Source organism: Streptomyces smyrnaeus (assembly GCF_017676345.1).
In the GTDB taxonomy this organism is placed as follows: domain Bacteria; phylum Actinomycetota; class Actinomycetes; order Streptomycetales; family Streptomycetaceae; genus Streptomyces; species Streptomyces smyrnaeus.
This window is the reverse complement of the sequence record NZ_JAFFZM010000008.1, coordinates 177715-197135: the sequence shown is the minus strand read 5'-3', so window position 1 is coordinate 197135 and position 19421 is coordinate 177715. Positions and strand designations below refer to the sequence as shown.

Sequence of the window (19421 nt, the reverse complement as noted above, 5' to 3'; positions counted from 1 at the left end):
CGGGTCAGGGTGGCCCCATGAGCGTCGCGTTCCTCTTCCCCGGCCTGGCCTCGCTACGGGCGGGCATGCTGCACCGGCTGCCGGACACCGCAGCCTCGGCGACCGTGCTGGCCGAGGCCGAGTGGGGTCACCCGGGAGGGGTGGCGCAGCTGGACACGGCCGAGGCGCTGGCGGAGTCGGAGGTGGCGCGGCACGTGTGTCTGCTGGTCGCCGGAGTGGCGGGGGCCAGGGCGCTGATCGAGGACGAGAACGTGCTCCCGTCCGCCGTGGCGGGACACGGCCTCGGGGGCTTCGCGGCGGCTCTCGTCGCCGACCTGCTCACCTTCGAGGAGGCGCTGCGGGCGGTCCGGCTGCGCGCCGAGCTGCTGGAGCGTGCCGAGGAGCCGGTGCACGACATCGGGATCCGGATGGCGCAGCACCTGGCCACCATTCCGCGCCGCACGCACACGCTGCCCTATGTGGCGGGCACGAGCGGTGCGTGTCTGCGCGGGGACGCGAACGGCGTTTTCGACGATCTGGCCCGCTCGGTCGCCCTGCCGGTGCGCTGGGAGGCGATGACGGCGGCGCTGCGGAGCACCGGAGCCGACCGATGGGTGGAGCTGTCGCCCGGTCGCGCACTGACCGCCGATCTGACGGGAGGGGGAGCCGGCGCGGTGGGGCCCATGGTGCGGGTGGTCTCGGTGGAGGAGCGGGGGATCGCCGAGGCCGCGGACATCGCGCGCGGTGCGGCCGGGGAAGGGGTCGCGCCAGTCGGCTGACGGCGTTGGCCCATGGCGCCAGCCGACGACTTCGGCCGACGGCGTCGGCCGACGGGACCCGGCGAGGGCCAGGTGCCCCGGTGGAACCGGTCAGCCCGGCCGGTCGTCAGCCCGGCCGGTGTGAGCTCGGCTGGTCGTCAGCTCGGCGGGTCAGGCGGTTCGGCGCAGCGGCTTGGCGAAGCACCGGCTCTCCTCGTGGAACCGGTAGTGGCCGAATTTCGCCGGAGCCGGCTTGTACCCCTCCGAGGTGTACAGCGCGATGGCCTCCGGCTGCTTGAGGCCCGTCTCCAGCACCATGCGGGTGCGTCCCGCCTCCCGTGCGTCCTGCTCCAGCAGCGCGAGTATTCGGCGGGCGAGCCCTTGGCCCCGCGCCTCCGGCAGGACGAACATGCGCTTCAGTTCGGCGTCGCCGTCCGCGTAGTTCTCGTCCTCCTCGTCCGGCCCCCGCGCGGCGTCCCTGGAGCGCCAGCCGCCGGTGGCGACCGGTCGCTGCTCGTCGTCGTAGGCCAGCACGTACAGACCGCGCGGCGGCTGGAACATCGAGGGGTCCAGCGGGGTCGCGTCACCTTCCGGGTCGCCGTAGCGCAGCGCGTACTCCTGGAGCACGAGATCGTTGAGCTTCCGGGCGTCCGGGTGATCGAAAGGGGCGGGAACGATCTGCATGCGGGCATCGTAAGGTGCACGGATGCACAAGGTGAGCACGGTGAACGTCAACGGACTGCGGGCGGCGGCCAAGAAGGGTTACGCGGAGTGGCTGGCGACCAGTGAGGCAGACGTGGTCTGCCTGCAGGAAGTGCGCGCCGAGCCGGAGCAGCTGCCCGAGGCGGTGCGGTCTCCCGAAGGGTGGCATGCCTTCTGGGCGCCGTCCTCGGCGAAGGGCAGGGCCGGTGTGGCGCTGCTCACCCGCCGGGAGCCCGACAGCGTACGTGTGGGATTCGGCACAGCCGAGTTCGAGGCGTCGGGCCGGTACGTGGAGGCGGATCTGCCCGGGGTGACCGTTGCGAGCCTGTATCTGCCTTCCGGGGAGGTGGGAACGGAGCGTCAGGACGAGAAGGAGCGGTTCATGGCCGCGTTCCTGCCCTACCTGTGCGACCTTCGGGAACGCGCGGCGGCGTCCGGGCGCGAGGTGCTCGTCTGCGGTGACTGGAACATCGCCCACCAGGAAGCCGACCTGAAGAACTGGCGCGGCAACAAGAAGAGCTCCGGGTTCCTGCCCGAGGAACGTGCCTGGCTCTCCCGCGTCCTCGACCCGGCCGACGGCGGCTACACGGACGTCGTCCGCTCGCTCCACCCGGACGTGGCGGGCCCGTACTCGTGGTGGTCGTACCGGGGGCGCGCCTTCGACAACGACACGGGCTGGCGGATCGACTACCACATCGCCACACCGGGGCTGGCTGGGCGCGCGGTGAAGGCGTACGTGGAGCGGGCCGCCACCCACGACGAGCGGTGGAGCGACCATGCGCCGGTGACCGTCGACTTCGGCCCCTGAGCACCAGCACCTCGTGCAGCCGGCAGCGATGAGCCCGGCGCCATGGGCCCGACGTCGTGCGGGCGAGTCGGTGCAGCCGGGCATCTTGCCCCCAGGTGCGCCTACCTCTCGTTCAGTGCTGCGGCAGCTGCGTCAACGAGGGGCGTGATCAGCCGAATGTAGGCACGTAACGTCTCTTGGAACTCACGGCGGTTCTCCCGGTCGGCGTTCTCGGCCATGGCCGCCAGGGCTGTGGCGAGCGTGCCCGACATGATCAAGAGGTTCGATGCTGCGACTTGAACCGTGGAAGGGCCTTCCAAGTCGACCAGCGTCACCGCCCGACGCAACTGCTGGTGCCGGTCGCGGTGAGCGGCCAACGCGGTTTCACACTCGGTGATCGAGAGACCGTCGACTCCTCGGAGTCCGTCAGCGACGACCTGGGCCTGCTCAATGAGGTTCAGGTAGGCGGCCCGCCGGGTCTGACGGGTGCCTTCGCGGCGCTGCGCCTCAGTAGTCGCATCGACCTGGACGCGAGCAGCGCGGGCGTTGCCCCTGCTGGTCAGCCAGCTCGCCAGCGAGCTTGCAGCGATCGCCGTCACCCCTGTGAGGCCGGCGACGAACAACGAGTTGTCAGGCATGCCCAGGAGTCTCCCCAAGAAGACCCCACGACGGCCACCGCCTGGGAAGCCGCCGGATGCAGACCCCTATGTCCCGCCGGGCGAGCCGTGGTTGTCGCCCGTCGGCGCCACGCCTCCGCCGGGCGCGCCGTGGTTGTCGCCCGTCGGCGCGAAGCCCCCGCCGGGCGAGCCGCTGTTGTCACCCGTCGGCGCCACGCCCCCGCCGGGGGCACCGCTGTTGTCGCCGGCCAGGGCGGTGCCCGTGCTGGCTGTGAGGCATCCGGTGGCGATCAACGCGACGGCCATTGCGCGTGCTGCTGCCTTCTTCATCGTGGCTCCCTCTGTTGTCGTGTGCGGGGCCTGTTGTGCCATCCTGCGCCCCGCACACGGTTCGGGCCCGGTGTTTCGGTCCACTCCGAAACACCGGGCCCGGCCCGCACATCGGCATTGCGAACAGGCGCTCAGGCGGGCAGCTCGGTGTCGATGATGAAGCTGATCTCGACGACCTGGCCGGGGAAGTACAGTCCGGTGACGCCGAGGACCGTGCTGACCGGGCGGTGGTCGCCGAAGTACGCCAGGTTTCCTTCGGACATCGCCGTGGCGTTTCGCTGCAGGTCCACCATGTACACGGTCTGCGAGACGATCTGGTTGCGGGTGGCGCCGTAGTGGTCCAGGACCTTGTCGAAGTTGCGGTGGACCTGCGCGAGCTGGGCGGCGAAGTCGTCCGGGTGGAGGAAGTCGCCCGCCTCGTCGAGGGAGAGCTGTCCGGAGACGTGGATCAGGGTGCCGGACTTGATCGCCTGCGAGTAGCCGAAGCTGCTCTCGGCCGGCACGTTGTGGTTGAAGACGCCGATGGTGGCCATGCTGCCTGCCTTTCTGCCGGGAGTGCGCTCGGGTTCTCCTGCGGCTGCGTCGAACCCGGGCTCACCACTCTCTTGTGGTTACCCCGGAACTGTAAGAGAGTGTTCGCTGACCTGGAAGAACGCACTTTTCGGCAACTGAGGAACCTTATGGTGACCAAGCAGTTCAGCGGCTCGCCCGAGGACGCGGACCTGCGGCGGGCGGACTCCCTGGCGCGGCAGATCTTCTCGGACGTCGCCAACAAGTGGGCGTTCCTGATCATCGAGGCGCTCGGTGAGCGCACCCTGCGTTTCAGCGAGTTGCGCAACGAGGTCGAGGGCGTCAGCCACAAGATGCTCACCCAGAATCTGCGCATGCTGGAGCGCTACGGGCTGGTCGAGCGGACGGTGCATCCCACCGTGCCGCCACGGGTCGAGTACGCCCTCACCGAGCCCGGCCGGGCACTGCGGGCCACGGTCGACGGAATGTGCGGCTGGACCCACCAGTACCTCGGCCACATCGAGGCCGCCCGCCGTCGCTTCGACGGCTGACGGGCGCTTCGCCGCCTGACGGGCCTTCGACGGCTGGCGGGCGCTTTGACGGCTGACGGGTCGTGGAACCCGCGGAGGCCGTCGGCCGGTCGTGCCGCGGTCTTGTGTCCTCGGTAGAAGCCGGGCCACCGTGGAGCAGGCGGGGTGACGGGGCCCTGCCGTGCCCAGGGGAGGCCGCCATGGACGGTGCAGCGCAGTCCGGTACCGAGGACGGGACGGGGGCCGGTGTCGGAGAGGGGACCGGTGCCGTTGCACTGCCCGCCGCCCGGATCGGCGACGGAGCGCACCATGTGATCGCCGTGCACGGCTGGTTCGCCGACCGGCGGGCGTATGCGCCGGTCTTCGACGTACTCGACCGGAGCACGTTCAGTTACGCCGTTCCCGATCTGCGCGGTTACGGCGAGGCGCGGGACATCCCCGGCTCCTGGACGACCGATGAGGCCGCCGGGGACATCCTGGCGCTGGCGGACGCGCTCGGCTGGGAGCGGTTCTCGCTCGTAGGGCACTCGATGGGCGGCGCCGTCATCCAGCGGGTCGTGCTGGCGGCGCCGGAGCGGGTGCGCCGGATGGTGGGCATCGCGCCGGTGCCCGCGAGCGGGGTGCCGTTGCAGGGCGAGCAGTGGGAGCTGTTCGCGCAGGCCGCGCAGCGACCGGCCAACCGCAGGGCGATCATCGATCTGAGTACGGGCAACCGCCGTCCGGACGCCTGGCTGGACCTCATGGTCGAGCGGTCGCTGTCGTGCACCGACCCGGGTGCTTTCCGGGCCTGGTTGGACTCGTGGGCCCTGGAGGACTTCCACGAGCAGGTGCGCGGCTGCCGGGTACCGGTGCGGCTGGTCGTCGGAGACGGTGACCCGGTGCTGTCGGCGGAGGTGGTGCGTACGACATGGCTGCGCTGGTACACCGCCGCCGAGCTGGTGGAGGTGCCTGCGGCAGGGCACTATCCGCTCGACGAGACGCCGCTGGAGACCGTCCGCGCGGTGGAGGACTTCCTCCGTGCGGAAGGCGGTGCGTGATGGGCAGCGCCGCGACGGCCGCGGCAGCGTCCGATGTGGACGTGTTCGATCCGCGCCGCTACGCCTCCGGTCTGCCGCACGAGGCGTTCCGTGTGCTGCGGGAGAGCGCTCCGGTCGCCTGGCAGGAGGAGTACGAGGTGCTGGGCTGGCCGGCGGGGCCGGGATTCTGGGCGGTGACGCGGCATGCGGATGTGCTGCGGGTGCTGCGTTCGCCCGCCGAGTTCTCCTCCCACGAGGGTGCGACCCAGATCCGTGATCCCGACCCGGAGGATCTGCCGTTCATCCGCCGGATGATGCTCAACCAGGACCCGCCCGCGCACCACCGGCTGCGCACCCTGGTCAGCCGGGCCTTCACACGGCGCAGGGTGGAGCGGTTCGAGGCAAAGGTGCGGGCGCGGGCCCGGGGGTCGCTGGCGGCGGCGTGCGAGCAACTGCGGGAGCGGGGCAGCTGCGACCTGGTGGCCGCCGTCACCGACGACTTCGCGCTGCTGAACCTCGCCGATCTGCTGGGCGTCCCGGCCGGGGACCGGGGGCTGTTGCTGGAGTGGACCGAACGGATCATCGGCTACCAGGACCCCGATCAGGCCCACACCGTGCTCGGGCCGGACGGCCGTCCGGCCAATCCGAGGTCGCCCGCCATGCTGGCGGAGATGTTCGACTACGCGCGTGGGCTGGCGGCGTACAAACGCGCACACCCGGCGGACGATGTGATGACCGGGCTCGCCCATGAACTGACCGGTGCCGAGCTGGAGATGTTCTTCTTCCTGCTGACCGTCGCGGGCAACGACACGGTGCGCAGCGCGGCACCTGGTGGGCTGCTCGCACTGGCGGAGCACCCGCGGGCCCAGCGCACCATGCGCGACCTGGTGCGCGAGGGGGACATCGAGGCGCAGTCCGTCGCGGTGGAGGAGCTGTTGCGCTGGCACACTCCTGTGCTCAGTTTCCGGCGTACGGCAGCGCGGGATCTCGAACTGTCGGGACGTCGCATCAGTGCCGGGGAAAAGGTGGTGGTCTTCCACGCCTCCGCCAACTACGACGAGCGGGTCTTCACCGCGCCGCACACCCTGGATCTGGCGCGTACCCCCAATCCGCATCTGGCGTTCGGGGAGGGGCCGCACGTCTGCCTGGGCGCCCACTTCGCCCGCCTCCAGCTGCGCGTCCTGTACCAGGAGGCGGCCCGGCTGCTGCCGCCGTACGCTCTGCTGCCGCCGCCGGAGCGGGCGCGCGGGGCGGGAGGGGAAGTGCGGCGCCTAGTCTCCAACTTCATCCACGGCATCAAGGCCCTCCCCATCCGTCCGGCCGGCTAGCCACTCCTCCAGCTCGGCCCGCACCCGGCGGTCCAGGGCGAGGCCGAGTTCCGCCTCGACGATCTGTTTGGCGACGGGGGCCACGCGCGCGAGCAGTTGGTTCAGCTCGCCCGGGTCGGTGGACCGCTCCCTGGGCAGGAGGTGGGAGCGCAGCAGCCGGGCGAATGTGGCGGCGATCTCGTCGGTCTGTGCGCGCAGTTCGCGGCCGGCTTCCAGGACGTCGGCAAGGGGGATGCCCTTGGCGACCAGTTCGGCGGAGCCCTCCAGCAGCCGGCGGCTGGTGTGGACGAACTCGTCGCCGTCGATCGCGACGTAGCCCAGATCCAGGGAGGCGGCCAGGTTGTCGACGGTGACCTCGCCCTGGAAGTAGTCGGCGAGCTCCTCCGGGGTGAGCCGGACGGGGGTCTCCTCGGAGAACGGGGTGACGACCGTGCTGTCCAGCCCCATGACCTCGGCTGCCGAGCGTACGTCGCGGCCCTTCTCGAAGGCGTCGAGCAGGTCGGCGATGCCGCCCAGGGTGTGGCCGCGGGACAGCAGCGCGGTGATGCTGCGCAGTCGTGCCAGGTGGTGCTCGTCGTACCAGGCGATACGGCCCTCGCGGCGGGGCGGCGGGAGGAGTTTGCGTTCGCGGTAGAAGCGCAGGGTGCGGGCGGTGATGCCGGCGGCCTCCGCGAGTTCGTGCGCGCGGAACTCCCGGCTGTGCCCGGCCTGCTCGCCGGGAGCGCCCCCGGTCGGCTCGCCCGCCCCGTCCGTCGCCTGTCGTTCGTTCCTGCTCGCCACGTCCCCCAGCCTAGGCGGACGCCGTACGGCACCACCTCGGTGCAACCGGCGGTAACTTTCCTGCCGCCGACCCCTACCCATGGGTATCCCTCTGCCCTACTCTCGTGACCGTGCCAGTGATTACTGGCACGGTTGTGGGTCCGCGGCGCGGGAGCGCGGTGTGCGGCAACGCGCACGGCGCAGCGCACCACGGCACACAACAGCGCAGCAGACGCGGCGCGCGCAGCGACACAGCAGCACGCGACAGATCCCGGGAGGCGGCGGCATGGCGGCCGAGCACGAGCAGGAGCACGTAAGGGTGGCGGTGATCGGTACCGGGTTCGGCGGCCTGGGGGCCGCCGTCCGGTTGCGCCGCGCGGGGGTGACGGACTTCGTCGTCCTGGAGCGCAGGGACGCCGTCGGCGGCACCTGGCACGACAACACCTATCCGGGGTGCGCGTGCGACATCCCCTCGCACCTGTACTCGTTCTCCTTCGCGCCCAACCCCCAGTGGCCGCGCAGCTTCTCGCCCCAACCGGACATCCACGCCTACCTGGAGCAGGTCACCGACACCTTCGGACTGCGCCAGCACATCCGCTTCAACACCGAGGTCCAGCAGCTGAGCTGGGACGCGGAAGAGCTGCACTGGCGGGTGGAGACCTCGGCGGGCACGCTGACGGCCGATGTCGTCGTCTCCGCGACGGGGCCGCTGTCCGAGCCGAAGCTGCCGGACGTCCCCGGGCTGGACTCCTTCGAGGGCAAGGTCTTCCACTCCGCCACCTGGGACCACGACTACGACCTGCGCGGCAAGCGGGTGGCCGTCGTCGGCACCGGCGCCTCGGCCATCCAGATCATCCCCGCCATCCAGCCGGTCGTCGGCGAGCTGACGGTCTTCCAGCGCACCCCCGCGTGGGTGCTGCCGCGCGGCGACCGCCGGATCAGCAAGGTGGAGCGGAAGCTGCACACCCGCTTCCCCGCCACCCAGAAGCTGCGCCGCTTCGCGCTGTGGGGCGTACGGGAGCTGGAGACGCAGGTCTTCGCCAACTATCCGAAGCTGCTGCCCGCGGTGGAACAGGTCTCCAAGCTGCACATGAAGCGTGCCGTCAAGGATCCTGAGCTGCGCCGCAAGCTGACGCCGGACTACCGCGTGGGCTGCAAGCGCACCCTGCTGTCGGACGACTACTATCCGGCGCTCGCCCAGCCCAACACCCACGTCATCGACTCCGGGCTCAAGGAGATCCGCGGCAACACCCTGGTGTCGGCGGACGGCCGTGAGGCCGAGGTCGACGCGGTGGTCTTCTGCAGCGGCTTCCACGTCTCCGACATGCCCGTCGCCCAACTCGTCAAGGGCGCGGACGGCGAGACACTGGCCGAGTCCTGGGCCGCGGACGGGATGAACGCGCTGCGCGGGACGACCACCACCGGCTTCCCCAACTTCCTGTTCGTCATCGGTCCCAACACCGGTCTGGGCACCAGCTCGATGGTGCTGATCATCGAGGCGCAGCTGAACTATCTGATCGACTACATGCGGAAGCTGGACACCCTCGGCGGCGGCGACAAGGTCGCGCTGGACGTACGGCCCATCGCGCAGCACACCTACAACGCGAAACTGCGTGAACGCATCAAATCCAGTGTCTGGGAGACCGGCTGCACGAGCTGGTATCTGGATGCGCAGGGGCGGCCGGTGGCCGTGTGGCCGGGCACCACCGCCGAGTTCCGCAAGATCACCCGCGAGGTGTGGCTGGAGGAGTACGAGGTGCTGCGCGCGCCGCGTGCCGGAGAGGCCGCGGGGCGCAGGGCCGCGCGCGGCAAGGCGCCGCTGCCGGCCGGGAGCGTCAGCAAGGGAGCCGCCATCGACGCCTTCCCCGCCGCGGGGGATCTGCCCTCGGCCGCGTCCTCGGATGTGCGGGAGGACGTGCGATGAGCCGCCTAGCCGGTACCCGTCCGCGCAAGGGGCTGACCGGGCGCTATGCGCCGCCCGCGCCCGCGCGCGAGCTGACCGCACGCTCCGGGGACGGGGTGCGCTTCCCCGTCGAGGTGCACGGCAGCCCCGAGGACCCCGCCGTCGTCCTCGCCCACGGCTGGACCTGCTCGACCCTCTTCTGGGCGCCGGTGATCCGCGAGCTGACCGCGAGCGGCCACCGCGTCATCGTCTACGACCAGCGCGGGCACGGCCGCAGCCCGGCCGCCGACGCCCCCCTGGCCTACAGCACCGCCATGCTCGCCGACGACCTGTGCGCCGTACTGGACGCCGCACTGGAGCCGGGCGAACAGGCCGTCGTCGGCGGTCACTCCATGGGCGGCATGACGATCATGGCGGCGGCGGGCAGAAGGCAACTTCGCGAGCACGCTGCCGCGTTGCTGCTGTGCAGCACCGGCGCCGAGCAGTTGACGGGCCAGGCGCGGGTGCTGCCGTTCCGCTCCGAGTCGGTGCGCGCCGTCGCACACCGGGCGCTGCTGGGCTCGGCGGCGCCGCTGGGCCCGGTCACCCCGCTGACCCGCAAGGCCCTCGCGTACGGCACCCTCGGGCCGCGTCCGGAGCCGGAGACCGTGCAGGCCACAGCGCACATCGTGCACGCCTGTCCGACGCGCGTCCGGTCCGCCTGGGGCGGGGTGCTGGCCGGGCTCGACCTCGCGGCCAAGGTGCCGCGGCTGGACGCGCCCACCGCCGTCGTCATCGGCACCCACGACCGCCTCACCCCGCTCCCGCACGCCCACCGGCTGGCCGCGATGCTGCCCGACTGCACAGGCGTGCACGAACTGCAGCGGCGCGGGCACATGACGCCGCTGGAGGAGCCGGAGACGGTCGGTGCCGTCCTCGCGGGGCTCGCCAGGGACCACCTCCCGGCTGTCGACGTCGCCGCCGACGACGCCGCAGCCATGACGAAGGAGAAGAGCGCATGAGCAGGGTCGGTCTGGAGGGGCAGGTCGCCGTCATCACGGGTGCGGCCCGTGGTGTGGGGGCGCTGCTGGCGCGGAAGATGGCGGCGCGCGGTGCCAGGATCGCGCTGGTCGGGCTGGAGCCGGACGAGCTGAAGCGGGTCAGCGAGTCCCTGCACACGGACTCGGCGCACTGGTACGCCGACGTCACCGACCACGAGGCCATGGCGCGGGTCGCCGACGAGGTCAAGGAGCACTTCGGGAAGGTCGACATCACCGTCGCCAACGCCGGGGTGGCCACGGGCGGGCCCTTCATGGACTCCGACCCGGTGGCCTGGCGCCGGGTGATCGAGGTCAACCTCATCGGCGGCGCCGTCACCGGGCGCGCGTTCCTGCCCGTACTGGAGGAGTCGCGCGGCTACTTCCTGCAGGTCGCCTCGCTCGCGGCCATCACGCCGGCCCCGATGATGACGGCGTACTGCGCCTCCAAGTCAGGTGTGGAGGCGTTCGCGCACAGCCTGCGCGCGGAGGTCGGCTACAAGGGGGTGGGCGTCGGTGTCGGCTATCTGAGCTGGACGGACACCGACATGGTGCGCGGCGCCGACGCGGACGAGGTGATGCGGGACGTACGGCAGCGGCTGCCGTGGCCCACCAACAAGACCTACCCGCTCGGTCCCGCCGTCGACCGCCTCGTCGCCGGTATCGAGCGCCGCGCCCCGCATGTGTACGGCCAGTGGTGGCTGCGCGGCATGCAGGGCATCCGCGGCTATCTGCCGCCGCTGATCGGCGGCCCGCTGGGGCGGCGCGAGATGCGGGCGGTGGCCGCCAGGCTCCAGGCGGCGGGCGGGGTGTCCATGGGGCTGGTCGGCGCGGGCGGCGAAGCCGACGAAAAGGCCCGCGCCTCGCGGTAGGGCCTGCCCCGCAGTTCCCCGCGCCCAGTAAGGGGCGCGGGGAACTGCGCGAGCAACCACAAGCGCACCCGCAGCCTGCGGAAGACGGACAGGGGCACCCCCGTAGCAGGAGGGTGCCCCTTGTCGGCCGTGGGAGCGCGTCAGCGGTTCTTGTCTTTCCACTCCTGGGCGCGCTGCTGGGCCTTGTCCTTGAGCTCCTGCGCCCTCTCGCGGGCGTCCTGGCCGCCGCCGCCCTGCTTGCCGCCGGAGCGGGACTTGCTCTCCTCCGCCTTTGCCTTGCCCTTGTGCCGAAGCTGCTCTGCCTTGGACTTGAACTGGTCTGCGAAGCCCATCGTCACTCCTTCGGACGGATCGGATACGTGTCCTCATGGGCATGTCCTCATGGGCACTTTCCACCCTGCCACGCCACGCCGTAACCCGCATTCCGTATCAAAAGGTGCAAAGCCTGCAAAGCGCTGCGGGGTGGTGCGGAGCGGTGCGGGTCAGTAACGCGGCGGGAGCGGGGGGCGGGAGCGGTCGGGGACGTCCCGGTAGTCGGGCGGGGTCCGGGCCGGGTGCCGTTCCAGCAGGTCGAGGGCGGTGCTCACGGCGGTGCCCAGCACGGAGCTGCGGCCCTCGGCCCAGTCCAGCGGGGTGCGCAGCACCTCGATGTCCGGCTCCACACCGCGGTTCTCCACCGACCACCCGTAGCCCTCGAACCACGCGGCGTTCATCGGCACCGTGATCACCGTGCCGTCGCCGAGCCGGTGCCTGCCCGTCATACCGACGACCCCGCCCCAGGTGCGGGCGCCGACGACCGGACCCAGACCGAGCAGCCGGAACGCGGCGATGATCATGTCGCCGTCGGAGGCGGTGGCCTCGTCGGCGACGGCGACCACCGGGCCGCGCGGAGCGTTGCTGGTGTAGGTGACGGGCTGCGCGTTGCGCGTCAGGTCCCAGCCCAGGATGGTGCGGGTCAGCTTCTCCAGGACGAGTTCGCTGATGTGCCCGCCCGCGTTGCCCCGTACATCCACGATGAGCGCGGGCCGGGAGACCTCCAGGCGTACGTCCCGGTTGAACTGCGCCCAGCCGGAGCCGCCCATGTCGGGGATGTGCAGATAGCCGCAGCGCCCGTCGCTCAACTCGCGTACGACGTCCCGGCGCCGCGCCACCCAGTCCTGGTAGCGCAGCGGGCGTTCGTCGATCAGCGGGACGGCCGCGACCCGGCGCGGTCCCTCCTGCTGAAGGGTGAGCTCCACGGTGGTGCCGCCGGCCGCGGCCAGCAGCGGTGCCGGACCGCTGCAGGAGTCGACGGGCCGGGCGTCCACATGCGTCAGCACCGCGCCCTCCCGCACCGGTGAGCCGGCCAGCGGGGAGCGGGCCCGGGAGTCGGAGGAGTCGCCCGGCAGGATGCGGCCGATCTGCCAGTCGCCCTCGGGGGTGTGGATGAGATCAGCGCCCAGAAAGCCGATGGGCCGCTGGTAGTGCGAGGGGCCCTCGTCGCGCCGGGCGGGGGTGACGTAGGCGTGCGAGGTGCCGAGTTCGCCGAGCACCTCGCGCAGCAGGTCGGCGAACTCGTCGGGGGAGGCGACGCGTTCGACCAGCGGCCGGTACTGGTCGAGGACGGCCTCCCAGTCGATGCCGCTCATCCCCGGGTCCCAGAAGTAGGCCCTGATCAGCCGCCCCGCCTCGGCGTAGGACTGCCGCCACTCGGCCGCCGGGTCGACGTCGTGCAGGATGCGGCGCAGGTCGATGTAGGTGGTGGTGTCGGAGTCGGCCTGCTGGTCGGCCGGGACGACCCGCAGCAGTCCCTCGTCGTTGACGACCAGCCGGGTGCCGTCGCCGCTGGGTGCGAACCAGTCGACGTCGCTGGTGAGTTCGGTGCGCTTGGCGGTGGTCAGGTCGAAGTGTTCCAGTGTCGGGCGGCCGGAGGTGTCGGCCGGGTTGACGAACGTCTCGCCGAGTGCGCCGGAGATCGGGTACCGCAGCCAGATCAGCCCGCCCCCGGCCACCGGGCACAGCGCCGTGTACTTGGAGGCCGTCACCGGGAACGGGGTGACCCGGTTCGCCAGTCCCTCCGCCTCCACCAGCACCGACGCCTCGGGGCCCTCCTCCTCGCCGGGGGCCGGGCGGTCCTGCGGGTCGAGCCCGCCCGCCGCCGGGCGCCCCTCGGGGGTCAGCGCGAACGGCGAGAGCGTCGCCGAGGAGAGCGGCACCAGATACGGACGGCAGCCCAGCGGAAAGGAGAGATCTCCGGTGTGCACGTCGTAGACCGGGTCGAAGCCGCGCCACGAGAGGAACGCGAGATAGCGCCCGTCCCGGGTGAAGACCGGCTGCTCGTCCTCGAACCGCCCGTCGGTGACGTCGAGGACCGTGCGCTCGCCCTCCGGCCCGCCGACGCTCCCGGTGACCTTCGCGATACGGATGCAGGACAGCGACCGGCCCACCCCCGGGTGCGCCCAGGCCAGCCAGCGCGAGTCGGGGGAGAACGCCGGGTCGTGCACCGGCCCGTTCTCGGAGCACGCCACCTCGCTGACGGGGACTTCCGCAGCGGGCTCGCCGTCCGCTTCGGGGGTCTCGGTGGTGTCGGGCACATCGACCAGCAGCAACCGCCCGTCGTGCGCCACGACCGCCAGCCGCTCACCGGAGGGTGCGGCGACCAGTTCCAGCACCCGCCCCAGCCGGCCGGCGGCGATCCGGTAGGCGGGCCGGGGCCGGGAGGCGCGGGGCAGGTCCGCGATCTCGATGGCGTCCTCGCCCTCCGCGTCGGTGACATAGGCGATCCGTCCGGTGTCGCCCAGCATGGTGGGCATCCGCACCCGCACCCCGGGGGTGTCCGCCAGCGCCCGCGCGGGTCCGTCGCGGTGGGTGAGCCAGTACAGGCTGCCGCGTACGCCCACTGCGCTCGCCCGCCCGGTGGGGTCGACGGCCAGCGCGTTCACATGCGCGGCGGCGGGCACCTGGTAGGAGCGCCGTCCCGCGCGCGGGCCGCCCAGCCGCACGTCGAGCCGCCGGGGGCGTGCCACGTGCGCGAAGTCGTCGACCATCCACAGCTCGCCCGCGCACTGGTAGACCACGCGCCGTCCGTCGGTGGCCGCGTGCCGGGCGTAGAAGGCGTCGTGGTCGGTGTGGCGGCGCAGATCGGTGCCGTCCGGGCGGCAGGAGTACAGATTGCCGATGCCCTCGTGGTCGGAGAGGAAGGCGACCCGGTCGCCCACCAGCATCACCGAGTCCAGATTCCCCTCCAACTCCGGCAGCAGCCGCTCGCCCTGCAGCCACATGCGCCCCGTGGCCCCGCCCCGGTACCGCTTCCAGCTTGCGGGTTCATGCGGCGGTGTCCCGGTCAGCAGCAGGGTGCGGCGCTCGCCCTCCTGCTCGGCCACGGCGATGTCCGAGACCGGCCCCCACGGCAGCCTGCTGCCCGGGCACGAGACATCCGGGCGGCCGGCGGGCGGGCCGTCGGGTCCGTCGACGGGGATGCGGTACGCCCACGCCCGGTGCGCGAACGGCTCCCCGTGCGAGGCCACCGCCAGCACATCGCCCTCGGGGGTCCAGCCGCGCGCCCGGGTGTCGGTCGCGCCCCAGTACGTCAGCCGCCGCTCGGGGCCGCCCCGTACGGAGATCAGGTAGATCTCCGGGTCCAGGCTGCGCCAATTGGTGAAGGCGATGCGCTGCCCGTCCGGCGAGAAGCGCGGGTGGCCGATCCGGGTCCGGTCCACGGTCAGCCGCCACGCCCGCTCCGAGGGCTCCCCGGCCTCGGGGACAGGAGCCACCCAAAGGTCGTCCTCGGCGGCGAAGCAGAGCAGATCGCCATGCAGATGTGGAAAGCGGAGATACGCGCCGTCGTCGGTCATCTATTCCATGTTTCGTGTGTATTTGCACCCAAGCAAGTTGTGACGTGTCCCTCATTTCCGAGTCCGGACTCACCCTTACGGGTGCGAGCGAGCGTCGATTGACATGAGCTCTCATTGTCGGGCTCGGCACCTCCCCGCCGTGTTCCCTCAAGATCCCTCGGCTCACCCGGCTCTGCTGCTTCCGTTCCGCTCTGCTCCATCCACCGTCCGACTGTCCGACCTCGAGACCGGAGAACCTCTCTCGTGGCCACGTTCCTGTACAAGATCGGCAGACTCGCCTTCCGGCGCCGCCGCATCGTCGCCCTGATATGGGTGGCATTGCTGGCGCTCGCCATAGGTGGCGCGTCCACTGCCTCCAGCCCGCCCGACGACGACTTCGCACTGCCAGGCACCCAGGCCCAGAAGGCCTTCGACCTGCTGGAAGAGCGCTTCCCGGACGCCAACGCGGAGGGTGCGACGGCCCGGATGGTCTTCCGCGCGCCCACCGGCGAGAAGATCACCGCCTCCGACAACAAGGCCGCTGTCCAGGAGGCGCGCGAGGAGCTGAGCGGCGGCCAGGCGGCAGCCGTCTCCGACCCCTTCGCCAAGGGCAGCGGGGCGATCAGCAAAGACGGCAGCATCGCCTACGCCTCGGTGACCTACAAGGTCCCGGCCCAGGACATCACCGACAAGACCCGCGAGACGATCAAGGACGCCGCACAGTCGGCCCGCGGCACCGGCCTGACGGTGGAGACCGGTGGTGACGCGCTGCTGGTCGAGCCCGAGATGGGCAACGCGGAGATCTTCGGCATCGGCATCGCCGCCGTCGTACTGATCCTCACCTTCGGCTCCCTCATCGCGGCCGGGCTGCCGCTGATCACCGCGCTGATCGGCGTGATGATCGGCATCTCCTCGATCACCGCGCTCGGCGCCACCCTCGGCCTGTCGGCCAACACCACCACGCTGGCCATGATGATCGGCCTCGCGGTCGGCATCGACTACGCGCTGTTCATCGCCTCCCGCTACCGCGCGGAGCTGACCGAGGGCCGGGACCGCGAGGAGGCGGCCGGACGTGCCGTCGGAACGGCGGGCTCCGCCGTGGTCTTCGCCGGTCTGACCGTCGTGATCGCGCTGGTCGGGCTCTCCGTCGTCAACATCCCGGTCCTCACCAAGATGGGTATGGCCGCCGCCGGCACCGTGGTCATCGCCGTGCTGGTGGCACTCACGCTGGTGCCCGCCGCGCTCGGAATGGTCGGCAAGCGGATCTTCGGCCGCCGGGTGCGCAAGGCCAACCCCGCCACCGGAGTGCCGCCCGCCGCGGACGCGGAGGGCCAGCGCCCCAAGGCCGGCGCCCGCTGGGCGAGCTTCGTGCTGCGCCGTCCCGTACTGGTGCTGGTCACCGCCGTACTGGCGCTCGGCGCCCTGGCGCTGCCGGTCGGCGCCATGAAGCTGGGCCTGCCCGACGAGGGCAACCAGCCGGAGAAGACCACCCAGCGCAAGGCGTACGACATGCTCTCCGACGGCTTCGGGGCGGGCTTCAACGGCCCGCTGATGGCCGTGGCCGATATGAAGGGCGCCGACGACCCGCAGGCCGCTGCCGCCGAGATCCAGAAGCGGCTGCAGAAGGTGGACGGCGTCGTCGCCGTCACCCCGGCGCAGCCGAACAAGAAGCAGTGGGACGCCGCTGACACCGCCACTCTGACCGCCATCCCGAAGTACGGCCCCAGCGACGCGCGCACCGAGGACATCGTGCGCGACATCCGTGACCAGTCGGACGCGATCGAGAAGGAGACGGGTGCCACCCTGCTGGTCACCGGCGCCACCGCGGTCGCCATCGACTTCTCGCAGGTCATGAATGACGCACTGGTGCCCTATCTGGCGCTGGTCGTGGGCCTGGCCTTCGTACTGCTGATGCTGGTCTTCCGCTCGGTGCTGGTGCCGCTCAAGGCGGCGCTCGGCTTCCTGCTGTCGGTGCTGGCGGCACTCGGCTCCGTGGTGGCCGTCTTCCAGTGGGGCTGGCTGGCGAGCCTGATCGGCGTCGAACAGACCGGGCCGATCATGAGCATGATGCCGATCTTCATGATCGGTGTGATCTTCGGGCTCGCGATGGACTACGAGGTCTTCCTCGTCACGCGGATGCGCGAGGCGTATGTGCACGGGGAGAACCCCGGCCAGGCCATCGTCAGCGGATTCCGGCTGGGCGCGCGAGTGGTGACCGCGGCGGGCGTCATCATGATCAGCGTGTTCGCCGGGTTCATCGGCTCGTCCGAATCCATGATCAAGATGATGGGCTTCGGCCTCGCCGTCGCCATCCTCTACGACGCCTTCGTGGTGCGGATGGCCATCGTGCCCGCGGTGCTCGCCCTGCTGGGGCGGCACGCCTGGTGGCTGCCGCGCTGGCTGGACCGGGCCCTGCCCAATGTCGACGTGGAGGGCGAACGCCTGCAAAAGCAGCTGCACTCGGACCAGGCCCCCGCTGTGGTTCCCCCGCCGCGGGAGCCGGAGCGCACCGGGGTGTGAGCCGACGCTGAAAGAAGAGCCCCCGTCCAGCTGTCTCCCGAAGGGAGCGGGTGGGCGGGGGTTTCCCATGCCGGGAGCGGCGGCGGTCGGCCGCCGGGCCGACGGACGGGCCCGCCGACGCCCGGTCATACGCCGCGCAGCAGTGCGGCGAACCCCTCCTCCAGGTCCAGCAGCGCCGTCTCGGCACCGGCCGGCACCAGGTCGTAGGAGTGCTGGAGGAACCGCCCCAGATCGGCGGCGCGGAACTCCAGCACCGCGACGCCCTCGCCGGCGTACAGCTCGATCACTGTCCGCTCCTGCCCGCAGGGGCAGATGTGGACATCGCCCTCGCCCGCGGGCCCGCGCAGCCCCTCGGCGAGCAGTTCGCGGGAGAAGGCCCAGGCGACTTCCTCGCCGTCCAGGGAGATCTCGGAGGGGAAGACGATCCGCACGGCCAGCGGATCGTCCGTGTCGTACCGGAGAGCGGGTGTCAAAGGCCGGGTCGCGGGCGGCCGGGTGATCAGTTGAGCCTGCACGATGCGGGTGATGACCTTGGACACTTCTGCTCCTCTGGGTCGGGGGTTCCCGGTGCGCTCATCGCTCGGACCGGGTTGCCCCTTCGCTCTGTCAGACGCTTGTTGAAGCGGCACAGTCACCCGAACGGCCTGGTGAGCTCTGCCACAGGGTGGGGGACAGGACCCCACGAGCCCTCCCAATTCCGGGCATTCGAATCGCCCTCTTGCGAACTCTTTGCATCTGACCGCTATTCTCAAAAGGCTGGAGACGGCCGCTGCCAGGCCATTGCCGGGCCGTTGTGAGAAGCCGTGAGGAAGCGGAGTGCCTCGATGCACGTACCCGATGGATTCATCAACGCCCCCGTCTCGGCCGGTACGGGAGTCGTCGCCGCCGCGGCTGTCGCCGTCTCCCTGCGTGGCGCGCGGCGCGAACTGGGCGGCGGTCCCGGCGAGGCGGGGGAGCGGACGGCGCCGCTGGCCGGACTGGTGGCCGCGTTCATCTTCGCCGTGCAGATGCTCAACTTCCCGGTGGCCGCGGGCACCAGCGGCCATCTGCTGGGTGGCGCGCTGGCGGCGATACTCGTGGGGCCGTACACGGGCGTGCTGTGCGTGTCCGTCGTACTGCTCCTGCAGGCCGTGCTGTTCGCGGACGGTGGGCTGACCGCGCTGGGCACCAACATCACGGACATGGGCGTGGTGACCGTGCTGGTCGCCTACGGCATCTTCCGCGGGCTGCTGCGGGTGCTGCCGCGCCGGCGGTCCATGGTGACCGGCACCTCCTTCGTCGCCGCGCTCGTCTCCGTCCCGGCGGCAGCGGTCGCCTTCACCGCTCTCTACGCGCTCGGCGGGACGACGGACGTCGCGCTGGGCAAGGTGTTCGGCGCGATGGTCGGCGTGCATGTGCTCATCGGCATCGGGGAGGCGGTGATCACCGCAGCGACCGTGGGAGCGGTGGTGGCCGTCCGACCCGACCTGGTGTACGCGGCACGCGACCGGCTCACCGTACGGCTCCAACTGCGCCCCTCGCCGCTGTCCGCCGACCCCGACGCGGCACCCCGGCCCGCTGCCGCGCCCGCGCCCGCCTCCCCGGCGGCCCCCGCCACCCCTCGGCGCCGCTCCACCCGGCCGCTGTGGATCACCGGCCTCGTCGTCACCCTGCTGTGTGCGGGAGGGCTCAGCTTCTACGCCTCGTCCAGCCCCGACGGGCTGGAGAAGGTCGCCGCCGACCACGGCATCGACAAGAAGGCGGAGAAGCACGCGGCGGAGGACTCCCCGCTGGCCGACTACGGCGTCAAGGACATCGCCGACGCACGGCTTTCCGGCGGTCTGGCGGGCGTCATCGGGGTGGGTGCCACCCTCGCCGTCGGCTCGGGCGTCTTCGTCCTCCTGCGCCGCCGTCGCGACCAGGCCCAGCAGGAGGCCGCCGGGGTCCGGACCGCCGAGGGCGCCCCCACCGCCCCGCCCGCCACCGAGGGCTAGGGGCCGGCC

At 71.6% G+C, this 19421-nt stretch carries 18 protein-coding genes; 10 read left to right on the top strand and 8 right to left on the bottom strand.

The genetic code is table 11. From position 1 onward, the window contains the following. The first annotated feature begins 17 nt into the window (after positions 1 to 17). Positions 18 to 758, top strand: a complete 741-nt coding sequence (locus JW613_RS15385; RefSeq protein WP_209211376.1) for an ACP S-malonyltransferase — start codon at positions 18 to 20, stop codon at positions 756 to 758. Positions 759 to 908: 150 nt separating this feature from the next. On the opposite strand, the gene JW613_RS15380 is transcribed toward JW613_RS15385, so the two are convergent. Further along, on the bottom strand, positions 909 to 1421 hold the full coding sequence (locus tag JW613_RS15380; RefSeq protein ID WP_209211375.1) for a GNAT family N-acetyltransferase: 513 nt from the start codon (positions 1419 to 1421) through the stop codon (positions 909 to 911). Positions 1422 to 1443: 22 nt separating this feature from the next. Here JW613_RS15380 and JW613_RS15375 point away from each other — a divergent pair, with 22 nt between their 5' ends. Further along, positions 1444 to 2247: an exodeoxyribonuclease III gene (locus JW613_RS15375; RefSeq protein WP_209211374.1), complete on the top strand. Its 804-nt coding sequence runs from the start codon at positions 1444 to 1446 to the stop codon at positions 2245 to 2247. A 101-nt stretch (positions 2248 to 2348) separates the two neighbouring features. Here JW613_RS15375 and JW613_RS15370 read toward each other — a convergent pair whose 3' ends face one another. From JW613_RS15370 to JW613_RS15360, 3 genes are all read right to left on the bottom strand, one after another. Next, a complete protein-coding gene (locus JW613_RS15370; protein ID WP_209211373.1) occupies positions 2349 to 2864 on the bottom strand; it encodes a hypothetical protein in 516 nt (171 codons plus the stop codon). A gap of 66 nt (positions 2865 to 2930) precedes the next feature. Further along, a complete protein-coding gene (locus tag JW613_RS15365) occupies positions 2931 to 3173 on the bottom strand; it encodes a hypothetical protein (protein WP_245225705.1) in 243 nt (80 codons plus the stop codon). A gap of 131 nt (positions 3174 to 3304) precedes the next feature. After that, a complete protein-coding gene (locus JW613_RS15360) occupies positions 3305 to 3706 on the bottom strand; it encodes a RidA family protein (protein ID WP_209211372.1) in 402 nt (133 codons plus the stop codon). A 147-nt stretch (positions 3707 to 3853) separates the two neighbouring features. Between JW613_RS15360 and JW613_RS15355 the strand changes: the two genes are divergently transcribed. From JW613_RS15355 to JW613_RS15345, 3 genes are all read left to right on the top strand, one after another. Then, entirely contained in the window at positions 3854 to 4234 is a 381-nt protein-coding gene (locus tag JW613_RS15355) for a winged helix-turn-helix transcriptional regulator (RefSeq protein WP_099881827.1), read from the top strand. A gap of 179 nt (positions 4235 to 4413) precedes the next feature. Then, positions 4414 to 5250: an alpha/beta fold hydrolase gene (locus JW613_RS15350; protein ID WP_209211371.1), complete on the top strand. Its 837-nt coding sequence runs from the start codon at positions 4414 to 4416 to the stop codon at positions 5248 to 5250. Further along, a complete protein-coding gene (locus JW613_RS15345) occupies positions 5250 to 6557 on the top strand; it encodes a cytochrome P450 (RefSeq protein ID WP_209211370.1) in 1308 nt (435 codons plus the stop codon). The genes JW613_RS15350 and JW613_RS15345 overlap by 1 nt, the downstream gene beginning before the upstream one ends. Here JW613_RS15345 and JW613_RS15340 read toward each other — a convergent pair. Next, positions 6501 to 7337 (bottom strand): MerR family transcriptional regulator, encoded by an 837-nt coding sequence (locus tag JW613_RS15340; RefSeq protein WP_307865910.1) that lies wholly within the window; start codon positions 7335 to 7337, stop codon positions 6501 to 6503. The two genes, JW613_RS15345 and JW613_RS15340, sit on opposite strands and share 57 nt — an antisense overlap. A gap of 265 nt (positions 7338 to 7602) precedes the next feature. On the opposite strand from JW613_RS15340, the gene JW613_RS15335 reads away from it, so the two are divergent. From JW613_RS15335 to JW613_RS15325, 3 genes are read left to right on the top strand one after another with little or no spacing between them, the layout of a single operon-like run. Further along, positions 7603 to 9240, top strand: a complete 1638-nt coding sequence (locus JW613_RS15335; protein WP_209211368.1) for a flavin-containing monooxygenase — start codon at positions 7603 to 7605, stop codon at positions 9238 to 9240. After that, positions 9237 to 10220 carry an alpha/beta fold hydrolase gene (locus JW613_RS15330; protein WP_209211367.1) on the top strand — a complete coding sequence of 328 codons (984 nt, stop codon included), beginning with the start codon at positions 9237 to 9239 and terminating at the stop codon, positions 10218 to 10220. Before JW613_RS15335 ends, JW613_RS15330 begins: the two co-directional genes overlap by 4 nt. Beyond that, a complete protein-coding gene (locus tag JW613_RS15325; protein WP_209211366.1) occupies positions 10217 to 11107 on the top strand; it encodes an SDR family oxidoreductase in 891 nt (296 codons plus the stop codon). Before JW613_RS15330 ends, JW613_RS15325 begins: the two co-directional genes overlap by 4 nt. Before the next feature lie 140 nt (positions 11108 to 11247). On the opposite strand, the gene JW613_RS15320 is transcribed toward JW613_RS15325, so the two are convergent. Together JW613_RS15320 and JW613_RS15315 are read right to left on the bottom strand one after the other, a co-directional pair. After that, on the bottom strand, positions 11248 to 11439 hold the full coding sequence (locus tag JW613_RS15320; RefSeq protein WP_209211365.1) for a hypothetical protein: 192 nt from the start codon (positions 11437 to 11439) through the stop codon (positions 11248 to 11250). A gap of 150 nt (positions 11440 to 11589) precedes the next feature. Then, positions 11590 to 14940 carry a S41 family peptidase gene (locus JW613_RS15315; protein ID WP_209211364.1) on the bottom strand — a complete coding sequence of 1117 codons (3351 nt, stop codon included), beginning with the start codon at positions 14938 to 14940 and terminating at the stop codon, positions 11590 to 11592. Between the two features lie 243 nt (positions 14941 to 15183). On the opposite strand from JW613_RS15315, the gene JW613_RS15310 reads away from it, so the two are divergent. Further along, entirely contained in the window at positions 15184 to 17439 is a 2256-nt protein-coding gene (locus JW613_RS15310; protein ID WP_209211363.1) for an MMPL family transporter, read from the top strand. Between the two features lie 125 nt (positions 17440 to 17564). Here the strand turns inward: JW613_RS15310 and JW613_RS15305 are convergent, their stop codons facing one another. Continuing rightward, a complete protein-coding gene (locus tag JW613_RS15305; RefSeq protein WP_209211362.1) occupies positions 17565 to 17978 on the bottom strand; it encodes an SsgA family sporulation/cell division regulator in 414 nt (137 codons plus the stop codon). A 285-nt stretch (positions 17979 to 18263) separates the two neighbouring features. Here JW613_RS15305 and JW613_RS15300 point away from each other — a divergent pair, with 285 nt between their 5' ends. Continuing rightward, a complete protein-coding gene (locus tag JW613_RS15300) occupies positions 18264 to 19412 on the top strand; it encodes an energy-coupling factor ABC transporter permease (RefSeq protein WP_209211361.1) in 1149 nt (382 codons plus the stop codon). Positions 19413 to 19421 lie beyond the last annotated feature (9 nt).